Below are 18,209 nucleotides of genomic sequence, written 5' to 3' on the forward strand. Positions count from 1 at the left end.
GGGGCCCAGGCGTTCGCCCGGGCCCCGCCGACACCTCAGCTACCGCCGAGCGCCGCCTTGGCGTTCTTGTCGAAGTTCTGCAGGACGGTCTTCGGGTCGCCGTTGGCCAGCCCCTGCAGACCGGTGTCGAGGTCCTTGAGGACGCTGTCCATCTTCGGGGCGTTCACCGGGCCCTGCGCGTACGCGGCACCGTCGATGAACGGCTTGTCGGCAGGGAAGGCGCTGCTGTACTGCTCGCCCGCCGACTGCCGGGACGGCATGACGCCGAACGCCTTCGAGAACGCCATCTGCTGCTCGCCGCTGGTCATCGCCTCGACGAACTTGATCGCCTGGTCCTTGTACCTGCTCTTGGCGGCGACACCCCAGCACTGGGTGAAGGACAGCGTGCCCTGGCCCTTGGGACCGGCCGGCAGCGCCACCACCTTGTACTTCACGTTCGGGAAGTCGGTCTGCAGGGCACCCTTGATCCAGTTGCCCTCGATGGTCATCACGGCCTTGCCCTTGCCGAACGCCTCACCCGACCAGCCGGCGTCGAGCTGCTTCGGGTACTTCGCCAGACCGGTGGTGAGCATGGTCTTGACGTACTGGAGGGCGGCCAGGTTCTCCGGGGTGTCGGCAGTGGGCTGCTTGCCGTCCTTGCTCGTCAGCCAGCCGCCGTTCTGCACCATGAAGGCGCCGATCCGGTCCCGGGTGTCGCCGAGGGCGAGCGGGACCTGCCCCTTCGCCTTGATCTTCTGGGCGACCGTGGTGAGCTGGTCCCAGGTCGTCGGCACGTCGGCGTCGGTCAGCCCGGCCTCGGCCCACAGGTCGGTGTTGATCTGCAGGGCCAGGGTGGAGAAGTCCTTGGGCGCGCAGTAGAGCTTGCCGTCGTACGTGAAGGTGGTGCGCAGGCTCTCGTAGAAGTCGCCGGGGTTGCTGATCCGGTCGCCGTACGGTTCCAGGGCGCCGACGCTGGCGTAGTCGGCGAACTGGGCCGCGTCCACGTAGAAGACATCCGGTGGGGTGCCGCCGGCCAGCGCCTGACCGAGCTGCTGGGTGAGGTCCTGCGCCGGCGTGACTGTCACGGTGTTGCCGGAGCCGCCGGCCCACTTCGCCGCGGCCTCCCGCACCACAGTGGTCTCGGCGTCGCCGGACGAGCCGATCAGGACCTGCAGGCTGGCCGGGCCGCTGGACTGGGCGGTGTCGCCGGAGGAGTCGTCGAAGCCGCTGCCGCAGGCCGCGGAGCCGAGGAGCGCGACGGCGGCGAGGCCGGCCACCGCCGCCCGGGTGATGGTTCGAGGTGCCATTGGTTTCTCCTGGTGGGGGGTGGGACTACGCGGTGTGCCGCAGCGCCAGCGCGGGCTGGAGCAGCACGGGGGCGGGGGTCTGGTGGTCGTCGTCGAGGACCCCGGTGAGGAGGTCCACGCAGCGGGCGGCGGCCTCGCCCAGCGGTTGGCTGACGCTGGTCAGCCCGACCGCGGCGGCGACCGGTGTGTCGTCGAAGCCGATCACCGACGCCGGTGGATCGATGCCGCGGATCGCCTGCAGCGCGCCGAGGGCGAGTGAATCGCTGGCGCAGACCACCGCGGTCGGTGCCGCGGCGTGTAGCAGGTCGCGCATCAGTCGTTCCCCCTCGGCGATGCCGTCCTCGGTCTCCCGGTGCAGCCCGGTCGGGTCGACGCCGGCCGCGCGCAGCGTGTCGTGCCAACCTGCGCGCCGGTCGTCGCCGACGCCGGAGCCGACCGGCCAGCCGAGGAAGGCGATCCGCCGGTGGCCGGTGTCCAGCAGGTGCCGGGTGGCGCGGGCCGTGCCGGCCGCGCCGTCCACGTCCACCCAGGGGTGCGAGTCGAGCGCGTCCCAGGGGCGACCGAAGGTCACGAACGGCACGTCCCTGGCCGCGAGCCAGGCGGTACGCGGGTCGCCGTGCGTGGTGCCGACCAGCACGAACGCGTCCAGTTCGTACGTGCCGAGCAGGTCGTCGTAGGTGGCGATCTCCCGCTCGTGGTCGGTGGCGGTGTAGAGCAGCACCCGGTAGCCGGCGGCGTCGGCGGTCTCGGTGAGGCCGTGCAGGAAGCGGTCGAGCACCGAGCCGTTGATGCCGTCACGGGTCGGCTCGATCCGGGCCGCGATCAGCCGGGACCGGCCGGTACGCATCTGTCGGGCGGCCTGGTTGGCCCGGTAGCCGAGCGCGGCGATGGCCTCCTCGACCCGCTGACGGGTCTCCTGCCGCACGACGTGCGGGGCGTTGAGCACGTTGGAGACCGTCTGCCGGCTTACTCGGGCGTGCCGAGCCACCGTCGCTATGGTCACCTTTTCGGCCACTTAATCCCTCTCGCCATCTTGAACGATCCAATTTGGATAAGGCAGGATTAGATCGTTCAAGTTTCTGGAATGTTTCGCACTTTGCACGGCCAGGGCCGCGTTGTCAAGACGTCCGCCCCGCACCCCGAGGATCTGGAGCCACACCGTGATCGAACGCCAGCTGCAACCCCTCCTGCACGAGTTGGTCGGGGTGGTCCACGCCCCGACCAGCGCGTTGGGGGACGCGACCGGGCAGATCCGCCCGACCGGCGTCCAGGGCGTGTTCCACGCCGACGCCCGGGTGCTCTCCCGCGCCGAGTTGCGCGTCGACGAGCGGGAACTCGAAGGGCTGACCCGCGGCGACGACGGCCCCCACGGCGCGCGGTTCGTCGGCCTGGCCCGCCGGCTCGGCGACCCCACGCCCGACCCGACCGTCCGCGTCGACCGACTCCGCCGGGCCACCGGCAACGGCCTCACCGAGGAGGTACGGGTCGTCTCCACCGCCACCGTCGGCGTACGGGCCACCGTCACCGTCGACCTCGGCTGCGACCTCGCACCCATCGAGGCCGTCAAGTCCGGTGGCACCGCCCCCGCACTGGAGGCCAAGTCCGGCCACCCGGGCGTGCTCACCTGGTCGGCGACCGGGATCACCGTCACCGTCACCGCGCCGGGCGCGGAGGTGCTGGCCACCGCCGAGCATGCGACGGCACCCCGGCTGTCCTGGTCGATCGACCTGCCCCCCGGTGGCGAGACCGTGCTGAGCTGGAAGCTGACCGTCGAGGACCCGCGCGCCGTCGTCGTCGGCCCGACCGGCGGGCCCGAGTGGTCCCGGCCGCAGGTGACAGCCGACGACCGCCGCCTGGTCCGACTGCTGGACCGCAGCCTGGACGACCTGCGCGGCCTACGGTTGGCCGAGACCGGCGCGCCGACGGACGTGTTCCTCGCCGCCGGGGTGCCCTGGTTCCTCACCCTGTTCGGTCGGGACAGCCTCTGGGCCGCCCGGATGATGCTGCCGCTCGGCACCGACCTGGCCGCCGGCACCCTGCGCGTACTCGCCCGCCGGCAGGGCACCCGGATCGACCCGGCGACCGGCGAGGCCCCCGGCAAGATCCTGCACGAGCTGCGCCGGCACGAGTTCACGGTGCCCGGCAACGGCCTGCGCCTCCCGCCCGCGTACTACGGCACCGTCGACGCCACCATGCTCTGGGTCAACCTGCTGCACGACGCGTGGCGCTGGGGTCTGCCCGCCGAGCAGATCGAGCCACTCCTGCCACACCTCGAGGCGGCCCTGGGCTGGCTCGGCGAACACGCCGACCCGGACGGCGACGGCCTCGTCGAGTACGTCGACACCACCGGACACGGCCTGTCCAACCAGGGCTGGAAGGACTCCGGTGACGCCGTCCGCTTCCACGACGGCACGCTGGCCACCGCGCCGATCGTGCTGGCCGAGGTCCAGGGGTACGCACACGAGGCAGCGGTGAACGGCGCCGCCCTACTGGACGCCTTCGGCCGACCGGGCGCGGACCGTTGGCGTGAGTACGCCGCCGGCCTGGTCCGCCGGTTCCGCGACAGCTTCTGGGTGGACGGCCGGTACGGCCCACAACCCGCCCTCGCCCTCGACCGGGACAAGCGCCCTGTCGACTCGCTGACCAGCAACATCGGTCACCTGCTCGGCACCGGCCTGCTCGACCGCGACGAGGAGGCCCAGATCGCCCGGTTGCTCACCACCGACACCCTCGCCGGGGGATTCGGGCTACGCACCATGGCCACCGACGACGCGGGTTTCAGCCCGCTGTCGTACCACTGCGGTTCGATCTGGACCCACGACACCGCGATCGTGCTCGGCGGGCTGGCGCGGGCCGGGCACCGGCAGGCCGCGCTCGGCCTGGCCGAGGGGCTGCTCAGCGCGGCCGAGGCGTTCGACTACCGGCTGCCGGAGCTGTACGGCGGTGACGACCGGTCAATGCTGCACCGCCCGGTGCCGTACCCGGCCGCGTGCCGTCCACAGGCGTGGGCCGCGGCGGGCGCAGTGCTGCTGCTGCAGGCGGCGACCGGCCTCTACCCGGACGTGCCCGGCGGCACGGTGCGCATCGCTCCTCTGGCGGGCGCCGAGCTGGGCGGGTTGCACGTCGACGGACTGCGTGTCGCTGACGCCTCCGTGACCGTCACTGTCGACTCCACCGGCGAAGCCACGGTGACCGGCCTCCCCACCCCGCTGACCCCCACCATCCCCGCCCAACGCCGCCCCACCACCCCAGCCCCGCACTAGACACACCCCGCCCGCTCCGCCGCGCCGCGCCCGCCCCGTCCCCGTCCCCGTCGATCATGGAGTTGTGGTGGGCTTTCGCTCCGCGAATGCCCCTGATGAGGGGCACCACAACTCCATGATCGGCGCGAAAGGGTGGTGGGGTGGGGTGGGGCCGCGCCGGGTCAGCGGCGGAGCTCGGTGATCAATTCGTCGTCGTCCACCTCGCCGGTGGGGTGGAAGCCCAGGGAGGTGTAGAGGGCGGCGGCGGGGGTGTTGTCCGGGTGGTACGAGAGGCGGACCGGGGGGTTGCCCTCCCGGGTGGACAGCCAGTCGGCCAGCGTCTGCACGGTGGCCCTACCGACGCCCTGGCCCTGCTCGGCGGCGTCGATCAGCATTCCGCCGATCCAGTGCGAGCCATCGTCGTCCACGCCCCACATGACGTGCCCGACGACGGTTTCGTCGGCGTAGACGGCCAGCGAGTTCCACACCTCGGAACGGGTGCTCAGCAGCAGGTAGCGCGCGCCGAGCGCGGCCACGAACCGGCGCTGGTCGTCGCGCGGGGCGACATCGGCCACCGCCCGCCAGTTGTCGTCGTCGACCGGTCGGAGCGTGATCCGCCGGCCGCTCCGGTCCAGGTATCCACCATTGATCATCGGCGGATGCTACCTGGTGGGCGGCCTGAGATCTTGGACAGTCTCCGTCAACGCGTCAACGCGTCAACGCGTGACGGTAACTGTCCAAGATCTGCGCGGGCTCAGTCGAGTAGGGCGTCCAGGCCGACGGTGAGGCCGGAACGGTTGCGCACCGCGCGGACGGCCAGCAGGACACCGGGCATGAACGACACCCGGTCGTACGAGTCGTGCCGGATGGTCAGTGTCTCCCCGGTGCCGCCGAAGAGCACCTCCTGGTGGGCGACGAGCCCGGTGGCGCGTACGGCGTGTACGCGTACCCCGTCGATGTCGGCGCCGCGCGCACCCGCGACCTCGTCCTTGGTGGCGTCCGGCACCGGACCGAGGCCGGCCTCGGCGCGGGCCTGGGCGATCTGCCGGGCGGTGTGCGTGGCGGTGCCGCTCGGGGCGTCCAGCTTGCGCGGGTGGTGCTGCTCGATGATCTCGACGGACTCGAAGTGCCGGGCGGCCCGCGCGGCGAACTGCATCATGAGCACCGCGCCGATGCCGAAGTTCGGGGCGATGACCACGCCCACCTCGGGCTTGTCGGCGAGCCAGCCGCGCACCTGCTCAAGCCGCTGCTCGGTGAAGCCGGTCGTGCCGACGACCGCGCTGATGCCCTGGTCGATGCACCACTTCAGGTTGTCCATGACGACGTCCGGCGTGGTGAAGTCGACGACCACGTCGGCGCCGGAAACGGCGGAGCGGTCGTCGCCCTGATCGATCGACGCCGCGAGAGCCAGGTCGTCGGCGGCGTCGACGGCCTTGCAGACCTCGATGCCCATCCGGCCACGGGCACCGAGAACGCCGACCCGGGTCTTCTTCTGCTCGTCAGTCACGGGGCACAACCTATCCCAATCGGGACGTGACCCTCGGGCCGGATCCGAGGGCATCCACCGGCCGGGATGCCCCGCCCGAAAGGGCCTCCCCCGCCCCGGAAGCGGAGGGACGCAGCCCGCGCCGCGGCGCGGAAGGACGCAGCCCACGCCAGAGGGCGACAGGGCTCAAGACCGCGGCGCGGAAGGGCTCAGACCGCGAAGTCGCCCTCGCCGAAGGGGCCGACGACGGCCAGCGACATCGGTCGGCTGAGCAGCTCGGCGGCGAGGACGTTCACGTCCTCCACGGTCACCTCGTCGACCCGACGGAGCAGCTCGTCGACCGGCATCAGGTCGCCGTAGAGCAGCTCACCCTTGGCGAGCCGGCTCATCCGGGAACCGGTGTCCTCCAGGCCGAGCACGAACGAGCCCTTGCTCATCCCCTTGCCGCGGGCCACCTCGGCCTCGGTCAACCCGTCGGCGGCGACCCGGGCCAGCTCGGCTCGGGTCAGGGCCAGCACCTCGTCCACCTTGCCCGGCGCGCAGCCGGCGTAGACGGCGAACAGGCCGGTGTCGGCGTACTGGCTGGCGTAGGAGTAGACCGAGTAGGCCAGGCCGCGCTGCTCGCGGATCTCCTGGAACAGGCGGCTCGACATGCCACCGCCGAGCACGTTGTTGAGCACCCCGAGGGCGAAGCGCCGCTCGTCGAGGCGGTCGATGCCGGGGCAGCCGAGGATGATGTGCGCCTGCTCGGTCTCCTTCGGCTCCACGACCGTGGTCACCGGCTCGGTGCGTACCGCCGGGGTCGCCGCGCGGTGCGGCGCCGGGGTGGCCGGGTCGCTGTCCAGAGGCGTGCCCCGCACCGCCTGGCGGACCAGCTTGACCACTGTGGCGTGGTCGAGATTGCCGGCGGCGGCGATGACGATCTGCGGGGCGGTGTAGCGGCCCCGGTAGAAGCTCTGGATCTGCTTGCGGGTCATCGGCGTGACGGTCTCCGCGGTGCCGGAGATCAGCCGACCCAGCGGGTGGTCACCGTAGACCGCCTGGACGAAGAGGTCGTGCACCTCGTCACCCGGCTCGTCGTCGTGCATGGCGATCTCTTCGAGGATCACGCCGCGCTCGGTCTCGACGTCCGACGGGTCCAACAGCGAGTCGGCGACCAGGTCGCACATCACGTCGATCGCCAGCGGCAGGTCCTCGTCCAGCACGCGGGCGTAGTAGCAGGTGTATTCCTTCGTGGTGAAGGCGTTGGTCTCACCACCCACCGCCTCGATCTGCGAGGAGATCTCCAGTGCGGTGCGCTTGTTGGTGCCCTTGAAGAGCAGGTGTTCGAGGAAGTGCGCGGCACCGGCCTGCGGCCCGGTCTCGTCGCGCGAGCCGACCGCCACCCAGATGCCGAACGAGACGCTGCGCATCGCGGGGATCGCCTCGGTGAGCACGCGCAGGCCGCTGGGCAGCACGGTACGTCGTACCGTGCCGCCCAGCGGATCGTCGCTGAGCGTCCGGGTCACCGCGCGGGCGGTGCCGCGGGAACGGCCCGCCCCTGCGGCCCGAGAAGGAGCCACCCCCCGTCGATCCGGTGTAAACGGCGCGCTGAAGGCCCGACTCACGTGGTGCTCCCGGTTCGACGAGGGGTGGGTGTCGCAGGTGCTGGTGGTCAGCTGTGCCGGGTCCGGCGGCGCGGACGCTCGCCGCCCTCGCCACCCTCGCCGCCGCCCTCGCCGCGCTCCGGGCCACGCCCGCCCCGGTCACCGCCACGCTCGCGGTCGCCGCGGTCACGCGGGCCGCGGTCGCCCCGGTCCCGACCGGACGGACGGTCGCCGCCGGCGGCCTCACCGGCGGCCGGAGCCTCGGCGCCCTCCGGCCGGACCTTGTCCAGGTAGATCTTGCCGCGGGCGTCGATGTCCGCGATCTCGACCTCGACCCGGTCGCCGACGTTGAGGAAGTCCTCGACGCGCTCGACCCGCTTGCCGTCGCCCACCTTGGAGATGTGCAGCAGGCCGTCACGGCCCGGCAGCAGCGAGATGAACGCACCGAACGCGGCGGTCTTGACCACCGTGCCGAGGAACCGCTCGCCCTGCTTGGGCAGGGTCGGGTTGGCGATCCCGTTGATCCGGTCGACAGCCGCCTGGGCCGACGGGCCGTTGGTGGCACCGACGTAGATCGTGCCGTCGTCCTCGATGGAGATCTCGGCGCCGGTCTCGTCCTGGATCGCGTTGATGGTCTGACCCTTCGGGCCGATGACCATGCCGATCTTGTCCACCGGGATCTTGACGGTGGTCACTCGCGGCGCGTAGTCCGACATCTCGGCCGGAGCCTCGATCGCCGCCTTCATGACACCGAGGATGACCTGCCGGGCCTCGTTCGCCTGCTGCAGCGCGGCGGCCAGCACGTCCGACGGGATGCCGTCGAGCTTGGTGTCGAGCTGGAGCGCGGTGACGAACTCCGGCGTGCCGGCGACCTTGAAGTCCATGTCACCGAACGCGTCCTCGGCACCGAGGATGTCGGTCAGCGTCACGTACTGGGTCTTGCCGTCGACCTCGTCGGAGATGAGGCCCATGGCGATGCCGGCGACCGGCGCCTTCAGCGGGACACCCGCGGAGAGCAGACCCAGCGTCGACGCGCAGACCGAACCCATCGAGGTGGAGCCGTTGGAGCCGAGCGCCTCGGACACCTGCCGGATGGCGTACGGGAACTCCTCGCGCGACGGCAGCACCGGGATCAGCGCGCGCTCGGCGAGAGCACCGTGGCCGATCTCGCGACGCTTCGGCGAACCGACCCGGCCGGTCTCACCGGTCGAGTACGGCGGGAAGTTGTAGTTGTGCATGTAGCGCTTGCGGTTCTCCGGGGACAGCGTGTCCACCATCTGCTCCATGCGGAGCATGTTGAGCGTGGTGACACCCAGGATCTGGGTCTCGCCCCGCTCGAACAGAGCCGAACCGTGCACCCGGGGCAGCACGCCGACCTCGGCGGTCAGCGTCCGGATGTCGCGCGGGCCACGGCCGTCCATGCGGACCTGCTCGCGCAGCACGCGGTTGCGCACCTCGGACTTGGTCAGCGAGCGGAAGGCTGCGGACAGCTCCTTCTCCCGACCCTCGAACCGAGCGCCCAACTCCTCGGCGACCCGGGCCTTGACCCGGTCCAGGGCCTCCTCGCGGTCGGCCTTGCCGGCGATGGTGATCGCCTCGGCCACCTCTGCCCGGGCCAGCTCGGCGACGGCGTCGTACGCGTCGTCCTGGTAGTCCAGGAAGACCGGGAACTCGGTGACCGGCTTCGCGGCGACCTCGGCCAGCTCGCTCTGCGCGCGGCACAGCTCACGGATCGCCGGCTTGGCGGCCTCCAGGCCGCTGGCGACGATCTCCTCGGTCGGGGCGGTGGCACCGGCCGAGATCAGGGCGACGGCGTTCGGCGTGGCCTCGGCCTCCACCATCATGATCGCGACGTCGCCGTCCTCGAGCGTGCGGCCGGCCACGACCATGTCGAAGGTGGCCCGGGCCAGCTCCTCCAGGGTCGGGAAGGCGACCCACTGGCCGTCGATGTGGGCGACGCGGGTCGCACCGATCGGGCCGGAGAACGGGAGGCCGGAGAGCTTCGTCGACATCGAGGCGGCGTTGATCGCCACGACGTCGTACGGGTGCTGCGGGTCGAGTGCGAGGACGGTCTCGACGACCTGGACCTCGTTGCGCAGGCCCTTGACGAAGGACGGGCGCAGCGGCCGGTCGATCAGGCGGCAGGTGAGGATCGCGTCCTCGCTGGGCCGGCCCTCACGGCGGAAGAACGAGCCGGGGATGCGGCCCGCGGCGTACATCCGCTCCTCGACGTCGACGGTCAGCGGGAAGAAGTCGAACTGCTCCTTCGGGTGCTTACCGGCGGTCGTGGCGGAGAGGACGACCGTCTCGCCCAGCTGGGCGATGACGGAACCGGCGGCCTGACGGGCCAGCCGGCCGGTGGAGAAGGTGATCTCGCGGGTGCCGAAGGACCCGTTGTCGATCACGGCGGTGCGGGATTCGGTGCCGAGTTTGGTCTCGGTCATGTGCTGTCGTGCTCCTTCGCGTCGTGGGCCCACGACATCGGGGAGCTGCTCAGCCGGCCGGTCTTCGATCGAAGCGCCCGGGGTGGCCGGCGTCATGCCGGGGTTCCCGGGGGCCACTACCGGAGACCGGTACGCTGACCGGCTCCCTGTCGGGTGGTCGCGCGGCCCATGTTTTCTCTGGTGGGACGCGGTACGGGGGAGCAGCCGGTCGGCCACTCCCCCGTCACGTCACCGGCGCAGGCCGAGCCGCTCGATGAGCGACCGGTAGCGGTTGATGTCCTTCTTCTGGACGTAGTTGAGCAGCCGACGGCGACGGCCGACCAGCAGCAGCAGCCCACGGCGGCTGTGGTGGTCGTGCTTGTGCACCTTCAGGTGCTCGGTCAGCTCGGCGATCCGCTTGGTGAGGACCGCGACCTGGACCTCCGGCGAACCGGTGTCGCCCTCGGCGGTCGCGTACTCCGCGCGGATGCTGGCCTTGGCTTCCTGGTCGAGCGCCATGTTCTCCCTGTTTCGATGGGTTGATCAAGTAGGTTGTCCGTCGTCCCGATCGACCGGGAACGGACCGGTACCTCGCACCCGCGGCGTCGAGCAGGCACGCGAGGCCCCACGCCGGTCACCCGACGTCTCGGCAAGACTACCAGCACTCGCCGGTAACACCCGGCCAAGGGCCGCCGCCGGGCCCGCCGATCAGGCCAGGGCGTGCCGGGTACGGGTGACGTCCTGCTCCATCTGGGCGATCAACGGCTCGATCGAGTCGTACCGGACCTGGCCGCGCAGGTGCGCCACGAAGTCCAGGGCCAGGCGCTCGCCGTAGAGGTCGCCGGAGAAGTCCAGCGCGTAGGCCTCCACCCGCCGTTCCCGGCCGGAGAAGGTCGGGTTGGTGCCCACTGACACCGCCGCCATCAGCGGTTCACGTTGCCCGCGGCGGATCAGCCGGGCCGCGTACACCCCGTCGGCGGGCACCGCCGCGTACCGGTGGCAGAGCAGGTTGGCGGTGGGAAAGCCCAGTTCCCTCCCCCGCTGGTCGCCGCGGACCACCACGCCCTCCAGGCGGTGGGGGCGGCCCAGGGCGGCGGCCGCCGCGCCCACGTCGCCCGCGTCGACGCAGGAGCGGATGTACGTGGACGAGAAGACGGTGCCGTCGTCGGCGACCAGTGGGCCGCCCTCCACGCCGAAGCCGAAGGTACGCCCCAACTGCTCCAGCAGCGCCACGTCACCGGCCGCCCGGTGCCCGAAGCGGAAGTTGTCGCCGACCACCACCAACGCGGCGTGCAGGTGCTCGACCAGGACGTCGTGCACGAACTGCTCGGCGGGCAGCCGGGAGAACTCCGGGGTGAACGGCACCACGCAGAGCACGTCCACGCCGAGCGCCTCGATCAACTCGGCCTTGCGGGCCGGTTCGGTGAGCACCGCCGGATGCGAACCGGGCCGGACCACCTCGGCCGGGTGCGGGTCGAAGGTGACCACCACCGACTGCACGCCCAGCGCCCGTGCCCGGGCCACGGCGTGCCCGATGGTCGCCTGGTGCCCCTTGTGCACACCGTCGAACACACCGATGGTGACGACGGAGCGTCCCCACCCACCGGGCGCCGCGTCGTACCCCCGCCACCGCTGCATGCCGTTCCTCCCCTACTGCCCGGCCTCAGGCCGGGGCGAGCACGATCTCCGCGCGGGCCCGCCCGTCCCGCTCGCTGACGATAGCGATCAGACCGCCGGCGGGGCCGAAGACGGCGTACGGCCCGGTGAGGCCGGCCGGGTCCAACGGCCCACCGTGGGCGAGCACCCGGGCCTCCTCGGGCGTGGCCTCCCGGCGGGGAAAGAAGCGGTCGGCCGCCGCGTCCAGCGGCAGGTTCACCACGTCCGGGGCGCGTTGCTCCAGGTCGTCGAGGGTGGCCGCCTCGGCGATGGTGAAGCCGCCCACCGCGGTCCGGCGGAGCGCGGTCAGGTGGCCGCCGACGCCGAGCGCGAGGCCCGCGTCCCGGGCGATGGCCCTGATGTACGTGCCGGAGGAGCAGGTCACGTCCACGTCCACGTCCACCAGGTCCGGTTCGGTACGGCGGATCGCCAGCACCTCCAGGCGGGAGATGGTGACCCGTCGCGCGGGCAGCTCGACGCTCTCCCCCTCGCGAACCCGCTTGTACGCCCGCTGACCGTTAATCTTGACGGCGCTGACCGCGCTCGGCACCTGGTCGACCTCGCCGCGCAGCGGTGCCAACGCCGCCCGGATCGCGTCGTCGGTGACCCGACCGGCCGGAGTGCTGGCGATCACGTCGCCCTCGGCGTCGTCGGTGACGGTGGCCTGGCCGAGCCGGATGGTGCCGGTGTAGCTCTTGCCCGCGCCGATCACGTAGGTGAGCAGGCGGGTCGCCCGACCCACACCGATCACCAGGACACCGGTGGCCATCGGGTCGAGGGTGCCGCCGTGGCCGACGCGCCGGGTCTTGGCCAGCCGGCGGATCCGCGCCACCACGTCGTGCGACGTCATGCCGCCGGGCTTGTCGACGACGATCAGACCATCGGTGCTCACGTCGGCCAAGCCTGCCAGACGGCCCGTACCGCCCGGTGCGTGGGCACACCGCGCGTGACCGGAGCCTCCGCCGCTCGGCGGGTTCGCTGGTTGGAGGCGGTTTGTCCGACGGGACGACCGACGACCTCCCGAGAATGCGAAGATCATCCGCCCGCTGTCACCGGCGGCGAGCACCGACGGGGGAAAGACCATGACACAGACGCCACCGGACGAGCCCACACCGACGGGCCCGGCAGACCCACCACCGCCGCCCACTGCGGTAGCGGAGGTCAACCCCGTACGGCTGCCGGAGTGGATGCACTCGGCACAGACCGAGCACCAGCCCACCGGCTGGGACCGGGTCCGCTTCTTCTCCGCCCGGCACAACGGGGCGCTGCTGCTCGGCGTCGGGTTGGTGCTGGCTCTCCTGCTGGTCGGCGGCGGCCTGGTGATGGTCGACCGGGTCGCCGACGGCGTCCGCGCGGGGACCCCGGCGACCCCCACCGCGAGCGCCACCCCGCCGGTCAGCAGGGTCGGCGAACCACGGGACCTGTTCGCCGGTTCACCGGCGGCCTCCTTTGCAGCGGGTGAGCAGGCAGTGCTGATGCCGACGGCCAAGGCCACCGGGCCGTTCACCACGGCCCAGGTCCGGGCGGCGCTGGCGTCGGTACGCAAGGGGTTGATCGAGAGCCGGCTGGACACGTCGATGTTCACGGGCGACCCCGAGCCGTTCCTCAAGGTGCTCGCCCCGGACGCCCGCGAGCAGCTCAGGTCGGACTTCACCGGCAACAGCTTCCTGCGGTACGCGACCAGGATGGCGTCGCCGTCGGACTGGGAGCCCGACGTCCGCGCCGACGGCCGGGTCGGCTACCGCGCCACCACGGAGAACGGTGTCCGGGTGTTGGAGGTCTCCACGGAGTTCGTCTGGGCGTACCCGTTCGACGTGGACCTGCGGGCACCCGCCGGCGCCGGCGTGGTGGCGTTGCGCGACCGCGTGGTGTGGCAGGTGCCGCACCCGGACGACGTGCCGGCCTCCGCTCGAGGCCTGTGGATCGTCTCGGCGGAAGCGGTGACCTGGAACGCGGACTGCGCGCAACTGCGGGACGGCTGGGTGCGGGAGCAGTTCTGGGTGGCCGGCGTGCACCGGGATCGGATCCCGGCGGGCGATCCGGGCACGATCTTCGACCTCGACGCGCCCGCGCCGACCACCACCCGCTGCTGACCGGGCGGTGGTCAGCGGACCGCGCCGACCACCGCCCAACTGCCGTTGCGCAGGCGCAGCAGCAGCGCGACCAGGCGGATCACCACGAACACGGTGAGCCCGGCCCAGATGCCGCCCAGCCCGAGGTCGAGGGCGTACGCCAGCCAGATGGCGGGCAGGAAACCGCCGAGCGCCGCCACGATGGTGAGGTTGCGCAGGTAACGCACGTCACCCGCGCCGATCAGCACACCGTCGAGGGCGAACACCAGACCGGCCGGCGGCAGCATGACGACGAACCACGGCCACGCGACCATGGCCTGCTCGCGTACCCCCGGATCGGAGCTGAACCACGACGGCACCACGCCGGCGCCGGCGGCGACGAGCAGCGCGAAGCCGACGCCGCAGACACCGCCGAGCAGCCCGATCCGGCGGGCGAGTGCCCGCGCTCCCACGTCGTCGCCGGCGCCGAGCGCGGCGCCCACCAGCGACTGGGCGGCGATGGCGAGGGCGTCGAGCACCAGCGCGGTGAAGAACCAGAGTTGTAGGGCGATCTGGTGGGCGCCGACGGCGGCGGCGCCGAAGCGGGCGGCGACGGCGGTCGCGGAGAGGAAGCTGGCCTGGAACGCCAGCCCTCTGATCAGCAGGTCCCGGCTCAGCACCAACTGCTGGCGGATCACGTGGGGCCGGGGTCGCAGCGACACCCGTTCGGCGACCAGCGCCGCGGCGAAGAGCGCCCCGCAGAGGGTCTGCGCGACGACGTTGGCCACCGCCGAGCCGACCAGACCCAGCCCACCGGGGTAGACCAGCAGCGGGCAGAGCAGCGCGGAGAGCAGGTTGGGGCCGAGCACGAAGAACAGTGGGCGGCGGGTGTCCTGCACGCCGCGCAGCCAGCCGTTGCCGGCCGCGGCGAGCAGCAGGCCGGGGGCGCCGAGGGCCGCGATGCGCAACCAGTGTGCGGCGGCGTCGGCGACGTCGCCGGCACCACCGACGAGGGTACGCGCGAGCGCGGCTCCGCCGAACTGCATGCCGATCGCGATCAGCAGGCCGACACCGAACGCCGACCAGGACGACTGGACGCCCTCGGCCACCGCGGCGGCCCGGTCCCCGGCCCCGAAGCGGCGGGCCGCACGCCCGGTGGTGCCGTACGCGACCACGGTGCCGACCCACGCGGTGAGCGTCATCACCGTGCCGCCGACGGCGAGCGCGGCGAGCGGCACCCGACCGAGGTGACCGACCACCGCCGTGTCGACGAGCACGTAGAGCGGCTCGGCGGCGAGCACCACCAGAGCCGGCAGGGCGAGGCCGACGATGCGGCGCGGCGATGCGGACAGGCCCGTGGTGGTGGCAGCGATCTGGCTCATCGCCGCCGATCCTGGCACGAGCACGGTAAGGATCGCAATCCCGCCGACCACTTACGTGTCGGTGGTGATGCTCAGGGGCGTGGCGCGTGGCGCGTCCGCAGCCCGGCGGCCCGGCCGTCGGGCGCTCGGGCAGTCGGGCGCTCGGGGCGAGCCTCCTCCGGTCAGAGGCTTTGGAGCTGATGCCGTAAACGAATCAGCCGCGATGTCGCGAACGATCCAGCGTGCCGCGAACGATGGCGCGGACGGATCCGTCGTGATGTCGCAGACGATTCAGCTCCACAGGCAGACCAGAAGCGTCCGGCCCTCTCCGCCGGCCGACAGCGGGATCAGCGCCGGGCGGGTCTGATCACTGGCGGGTGTCCATCGACGTCTGCAGCGCGCGGCGGGCCTGCTCACGGGCGTCGTCGGTGGTGGCCTCGGGCTTGGGCTTGTTCGGCATGGCGGTGGTCCTTCCAGGGAGCGAGCCACCGACAGGCGGCGGCCCTCACGGGCGGTCCTGCTGAGCGCCCCACGACGGTCCGGGGTTACCGGAGCAGCCGCCTGGGCAGCTTGAGCCCGGGTCGGTCCGACCCTGGAGGGAGGCGGCACGAGGTGTGGCACCACCGCCCATGACCTGCGCCGCCACGCGGCGCCGGCCCTCTCCCAAGTTATCGTTCAGGTCCATATGCTGCTCACGGTTCCCGCCATCTGGACGGTCGGCAACCCGGTTCAACGGGCCAGGAAGTGCCACCCCAGCCACCACCAGAACCCGAACAGACCGATCCGGCCCACCGGCACCGGACCGACCTCGTAGCGCATCACGTACGCGCAGACCTCGCCGAGGGTGGGGATCCGCGAGCCCTCTCGCCGGGCCATCCACTCGACCACCGCGAAGAGGACCAGCGCGGCCAGGAAGCCACCGATCGCAAGCGTCCGCATCATCGCCGCACCAGCCCCCAGAAGGCCGCCAGCCAGGCGAACCAGGCCGCCGACCGGGTCAGGTGATCTTCCAGGAGAGGATCGGCGAGACGCGAGAAGGTGGGGAAGTCGTCGCCGGCCGCCAGCACGAAGGTCGCACCCTCGAAGACACCGAAGACCACCACCGGCACCGCCCACCAGGCCGCTCCGGCACCCAGCCGAGGCGGTGCCGGCCGGCGCGGCACCCGGTTGCTCAGACCGAGCCAGATCAGCACCCCGCCGGTGCCGAGGGTGAACAGATTCGCCTCGGTCGAGAAGGACGCGAACCGACCACCGACGAGCGACAGGCAGACCAGGACGGGAACGGAGACGGCGGGCCGATCCCAGGCACGGGGGGCCTCCACGGTGAGGTCGTGCGGCTGCTCCATCCCGCAATTCTTCCCGGTCTCACGGAGCGCGGGAAGACCGACACTCCCCGGAGCTGACCCTGATCTTCGGGGTCGACGGATCGACGACGGCGAACGTGGGCGTCAGTTCGCGGGGCTGACCAGCGCCGCGTCCAGTTGACCGCGGATCGAGTCGACCACCTGATCGACGCTGCCCCGGCCGGTGAAACCGGCCGCGAACGTGTGACCACCACCGCCCAGCGCGACCGCGACCCGGCTGACGTCCACCGCACCCTTGCTGCGCATCGACACCGCCCAGTCGCCCGACGTGGTCTGCTTCAACACACAACCCACGTCCGCCTCGGCGGTGCACCGCACCGAGTCGATCAACGCCTCCAGCACGTACGGCCGCTGGTCGTGTCGGGCCAGGTCGTCCAGGGTGGCGAAGGTCCAGACGAACCCTCGGCCACCGGCGGCGGACGGCTCCAACCGGGCCCGGCCGAGCACCTCACCGAAGAGCCGGACCGCGCCGAAGGGCCGGGTGTCGAAGACCCGCCGGGAGATGTCGCCCGGCGAGATGCCGGTGGCCAGCAACCGGGCGGCCATCTCGTGCACCGCCGGGGTGGTCGCCGCGAACCGGAACGAACCGGTATCGGTGGTCAGCGCCACGTAGAGGCACTCGGCGATCTCCCGGTCCACGACGACCCCGAGCCGGGCCAGCAACCGCTCGGCCACCACCGACGTCGCCGCGGCTCCGGGGTCGACCAGGTTGACGGTGCCGAAGCCCGGGTTCGAGGCGTGGTGGTCGAGCACCAACGCCGGGCCCGCCGACGACAACCGCCCGGCCAGCTCACCGAGGCGCGACTCGCTCGCCGCGTCGAAGCAGATCACCAGATCGGGTGCGAGGTCCGCCACGTCCGCCGGGACCAGCAGGTCGAGCCCGGGCAGCCCCTGCAACGGCTCCGGCACCTCCGGCGGCCCGGGGAAGGTCGCCTGCACCTCGCGTACGCCGAGCTGCCGCAGGCCCAGACCGAAGCCGAGCATGCTGCCCAGGGCATCGCCGTCCGGGTTGACGTGGCAGATCAACAGCACCCGGGCGCTCGCCGGGAGAGCCCGTACGAGCGCCTCGGCGGCAGCCCAGTCCGTCTCGGTGGGGACACCCCCGGCCGCCCCGGCGAGCGGGGTGCTGGTGGCGCCGGTCACCGCGTTTCCCCACCCCGCGGGGTCTCCGTGACGTCGGTGGCCTCGTCGGCCTCGTCCGTCTCGTCGGCGTCGTCCTCCACCCGGTACGGCTGCGCCTCGCCCGCGTACTCCGCCCGGGCGGCGAGCCGCTGCACCTCGGCGTCGGCGTTGCGGGCGGCGGCGAGCAGGTCGTCGATGTGCTTGACCTGGTCCTGTACGTCGTCGAGGACGAACGTCAGGGTCGGCGAGTGCCGCAGCCCGAGCGCCTTGCCGACCGTGCTGCGCAACATCCCCTTGGCGCTCTCCAGGGCGGCTGCGGTGTCCGCCTGGGCCACCGAGTCGCCGAGCACCGTGTAGAAGACCGTCGCGTCGCGCAGGTCCGCGGTGATCCGGGCGTCGGTGATGGTGATCATCCCGAGCCGCGGGTCCTTGATCTGGCTCCGCACCACCGACGCGACCAGCTCACGCACCCGCTCGGCGTGCCGGCGTACCTTGGCCGGATCAGACATCTCGCCACCTCCACGGCGTCCTGCTCCCGGTCGGCCCGGCGACCCGGAGGCCGCCGGCCGACCGGCCAACATCTCGAACACTACCTTCGCGGCCGTACCGGTCGCCCGGCACAGCCGGCACCG

The 18,209-nt window shown here is 72.2% G+C and carries 16 protein-coding genes; 2 read left to right on the forward strand and 14 right to left on the reverse strand.

Going from position 1 to position 18,209, the window contains the following annotated elements:
- Positions 1–35: 35 nt before the first annotated feature.
- Positions 36–1,286: an extracellular solute-binding protein gene (locus O7617_RS05080; protein WP_282261841.1), complete on the reverse strand. Its 1,251-nt coding sequence runs from the start codon at positions 1,284–1,286 to the stop codon at positions 36–38.
- Between the two features lie 25 nt (positions 1,287–1,311).
- Positions 1,312–2,274, reverse strand: coding sequence for a LacI family DNA-binding transcriptional regulator (locus tag O7617_RS05085; protein WP_282261842.1), 963 nt, complete (start codon positions 2,272–2,274; stop codon positions 1,312–1,314).
- 172 nt (positions 2,275–2,446) lie between these two features.
- Between O7617_RS05085 and O7617_RS05090 the strand changes: the two genes are divergently transcribed.
- Positions 2,447–4,549: a glycogen debranching N-terminal domain-containing protein gene (locus tag O7617_RS05090; protein WP_282261843.1), complete on the forward strand. Its 2,103-nt coding sequence runs from the start codon at positions 2,447–2,449 to the stop codon at positions 4,547–4,549.
- Positions 4,550–4,710: 161 nt separating this feature from the next.
- On the opposite strand, the gene O7617_RS05095 is transcribed toward O7617_RS05090, so the two are convergent.
- From O7617_RS05095 to truB, 7 genes are all read right to left on the reverse strand, one after another.
- Positions 4,711–5,181 (reverse strand): GNAT family N-acetyltransferase, encoded by a 471-nt coding sequence (locus O7617_RS05095; RefSeq protein WP_282261844.1) that lies wholly within the window; start codon positions 5,179–5,181, stop codon positions 4,711–4,713.
- A gap of 101 nt (positions 5,182–5,282) precedes the next feature.
- A complete protein-coding gene (gene dapB, locus O7617_RS05100) occupies positions 5,283–6,035 on the reverse strand; it encodes a 4-hydroxy-tetrahydrodipicolinate reductase (protein WP_282261845.1) in 753 nt (250 codons plus the stop codon).
- Between the two features lie 188 nt (positions 6,036–6,223).
- A complete protein-coding gene (locus O7617_RS05105; protein ID WP_282261847.1) occupies positions 6,224–7,621 on the reverse strand; it encodes a pitrilysin family protein in 1,398 nt (465 codons plus the stop codon).
- Between the two features lie 47 nt (positions 7,622–7,668).
- Positions 7,669–10,044, reverse strand: a complete 2,376-nt coding sequence (locus O7617_RS05110) for a polyribonucleotide nucleotidyltransferase (RefSeq protein ID WP_282261848.1) — start codon at positions 10,042–10,044, stop codon at positions 7,669–7,671.
- A gap of 228 nt (positions 10,045–10,272) precedes the next feature.
- On the reverse strand, positions 10,273–10,542 hold the full coding sequence (gene rpsO, locus O7617_RS05115; protein ID WP_278137994.1) for a 30S ribosomal protein S15: 270 nt from the start codon (positions 10,540–10,542) through the stop codon (positions 10,273–10,275).
- Between the two features lie 189 nt (positions 10,543–10,731).
- On the reverse strand, positions 10,732–11,661 hold the full coding sequence (locus O7617_RS05120) for a bifunctional riboflavin kinase/FAD synthetase (protein ID WP_282261850.1): 930 nt from the start codon (positions 11,659–11,661) through the stop codon (positions 10,732–10,734).
- Positions 11,662–11,686: 25 nt separating this feature from the next.
- Positions 11,687–12,571, reverse strand: a complete 885-nt coding sequence (gene truB / locus O7617_RS05125; protein WP_282261852.1) for a tRNA pseudouridine(55) synthase TruB — start codon at positions 12,569–12,571, stop codon at positions 11,687–11,689.
- Between the two features lie 190 nt (positions 12,572–12,761).
- On the opposite strand from truB, the gene O7617_RS05130 reads away from it, so the two are divergent.
- The gene (locus tag O7617_RS05130) at positions 12,762–13,772 is read left to right on the forward strand and encodes a hypothetical protein (protein ID WP_282261854.1); all 1,011 of its coding nucleotides are present in this window, start codon (positions 12,762–12,764) and stop codon (positions 13,770–13,772) included.
- Between the two features lie 11 nt (positions 13,773–13,783).
- Here O7617_RS05130 and O7617_RS05135 read toward each other — a convergent pair whose 3' ends face one another.
- The 5 genes from O7617_RS05135 to rbfA form a co-directional block, all read right to left on the reverse strand.
- The gene (locus O7617_RS05135) at positions 13,784–15,112 is read right to left on the reverse strand and encodes an MATE family efflux transporter (protein ID WP_282261855.1); all 1,329 of its coding nucleotides are present in this window, start codon (positions 15,110–15,112) and stop codon (positions 13,784–13,786) included.
- 708 nt (positions 15,113–15,820) lie between these two features.
- Positions 15,821–16,030, reverse strand: coding sequence for a DUF6186 family protein (locus tag O7617_RS05140; RefSeq protein ID WP_282264640.1), 210 nt, complete (start codon positions 16,028–16,030; stop codon positions 15,821–15,823).
- A complete protein-coding gene (locus O7617_RS05145; protein ID WP_282261857.1) occupies positions 16,030–16,437 on the reverse strand; it encodes a hypothetical protein in 408 nt (135 codons plus the stop codon). The genes O7617_RS05140 and O7617_RS05145 overlap by 1 nt, the downstream gene beginning before the upstream one ends.
- 102 nt (positions 16,438–16,539) lie before the next feature.
- On the reverse strand, positions 16,540–17,598 hold the full coding sequence (locus O7617_RS05150; RefSeq protein WP_282261859.1) for a bifunctional oligoribonuclease/PAP phosphatase NrnA: 1,059 nt from the start codon (positions 17,596–17,598) through the stop codon (positions 16,540–16,542).
- Positions 17,595–18,086, reverse strand: a complete 492-nt coding sequence (gene rbfA, locus O7617_RS05155) for a 30S ribosome-binding factor RbfA (RefSeq protein WP_282261861.1) — start codon at positions 18,084–18,086, stop codon at positions 17,595–17,597. Before rbfA ends, O7617_RS05150 begins: the two co-directional genes overlap by 4 nt.
- Positions 18,087–18,209 lie beyond the last annotated feature (123 nt).

The sequence above is a fragment of the Micromonospora sp. WMMD1155 genome, assembly GCF_029581275.1.
Taxonomy (GTDB): domain Bacteria; phylum Actinomycetota; class Actinomycetes; order Mycobacteriales; family Micromonosporaceae; genus Micromonospora.

Coding starts and splice junctions, on each gene's coding strand:
- O7617_RS05135 (WP_282261855.1), bottom strand. CDS start 15,112: ATGAGCCAGATCGCTGCCACCACCACGGGCCTGTCCGCATCGCCGCGC.
- rpsO (WP_278137994.1), bottom strand. CDS start 10,542: ATGGCGCTCGACCAGGAAGCCAAGGCCAGCATCCGCGCGGAGTACGCG.
- O7617_RS05120 (WP_282261850.1), bottom strand. CDS start 11,661: ATGCAGCGGTGGCGGGGGTACGACGCGGCGCCCGGTGGGTGGGGACGC.
- O7617_RS05080 (WP_282261841.1), bottom strand. CDS start 1,286: ATGGCACCTCGAACCATCACCCGGGCGGCGGTGGCCGGCCTCGCCGCC.
- O7617_RS05110 (WP_282261848.1), bottom strand. CDS start 10,044: ATGACCGAGACCAAACTCGGCACCGAATCCCGCACCGCCGTGATCGAC.
- O7617_RS05095 (WP_282261844.1), bottom strand. CDS start 5,181: ATGATCAATGGTGGATACCTGGACCGGAGCGGCCGGCGGATCACGCTC.
- O7617_RS05130 (WP_282261854.1), top strand. CDS start 12,762: ATGACACAGACGCCACCGGACGAGCCCACACCGACGGGCCCGGCAGAC.
- rbfA (WP_282261861.1), bottom strand. CDS start 18,086: ATGTCTGATCCGGCCAAGGTACGCCGGCACGCCGAGCGGGTGCGTGAG.
- O7617_RS05145 (WP_282261857.1), bottom strand. CDS start 16,437: ATGGAGCAGCCGCACGACCTCACCGTGGAGGCCCCCCGTGCCTGGGAT.
- O7617_RS05140 (WP_282264640.1), bottom strand. CDS start 16,030: ATGCGGACGCTTGCGATCGGTGGCTTCCTGGCCGCGCTGGTCCTCTTC.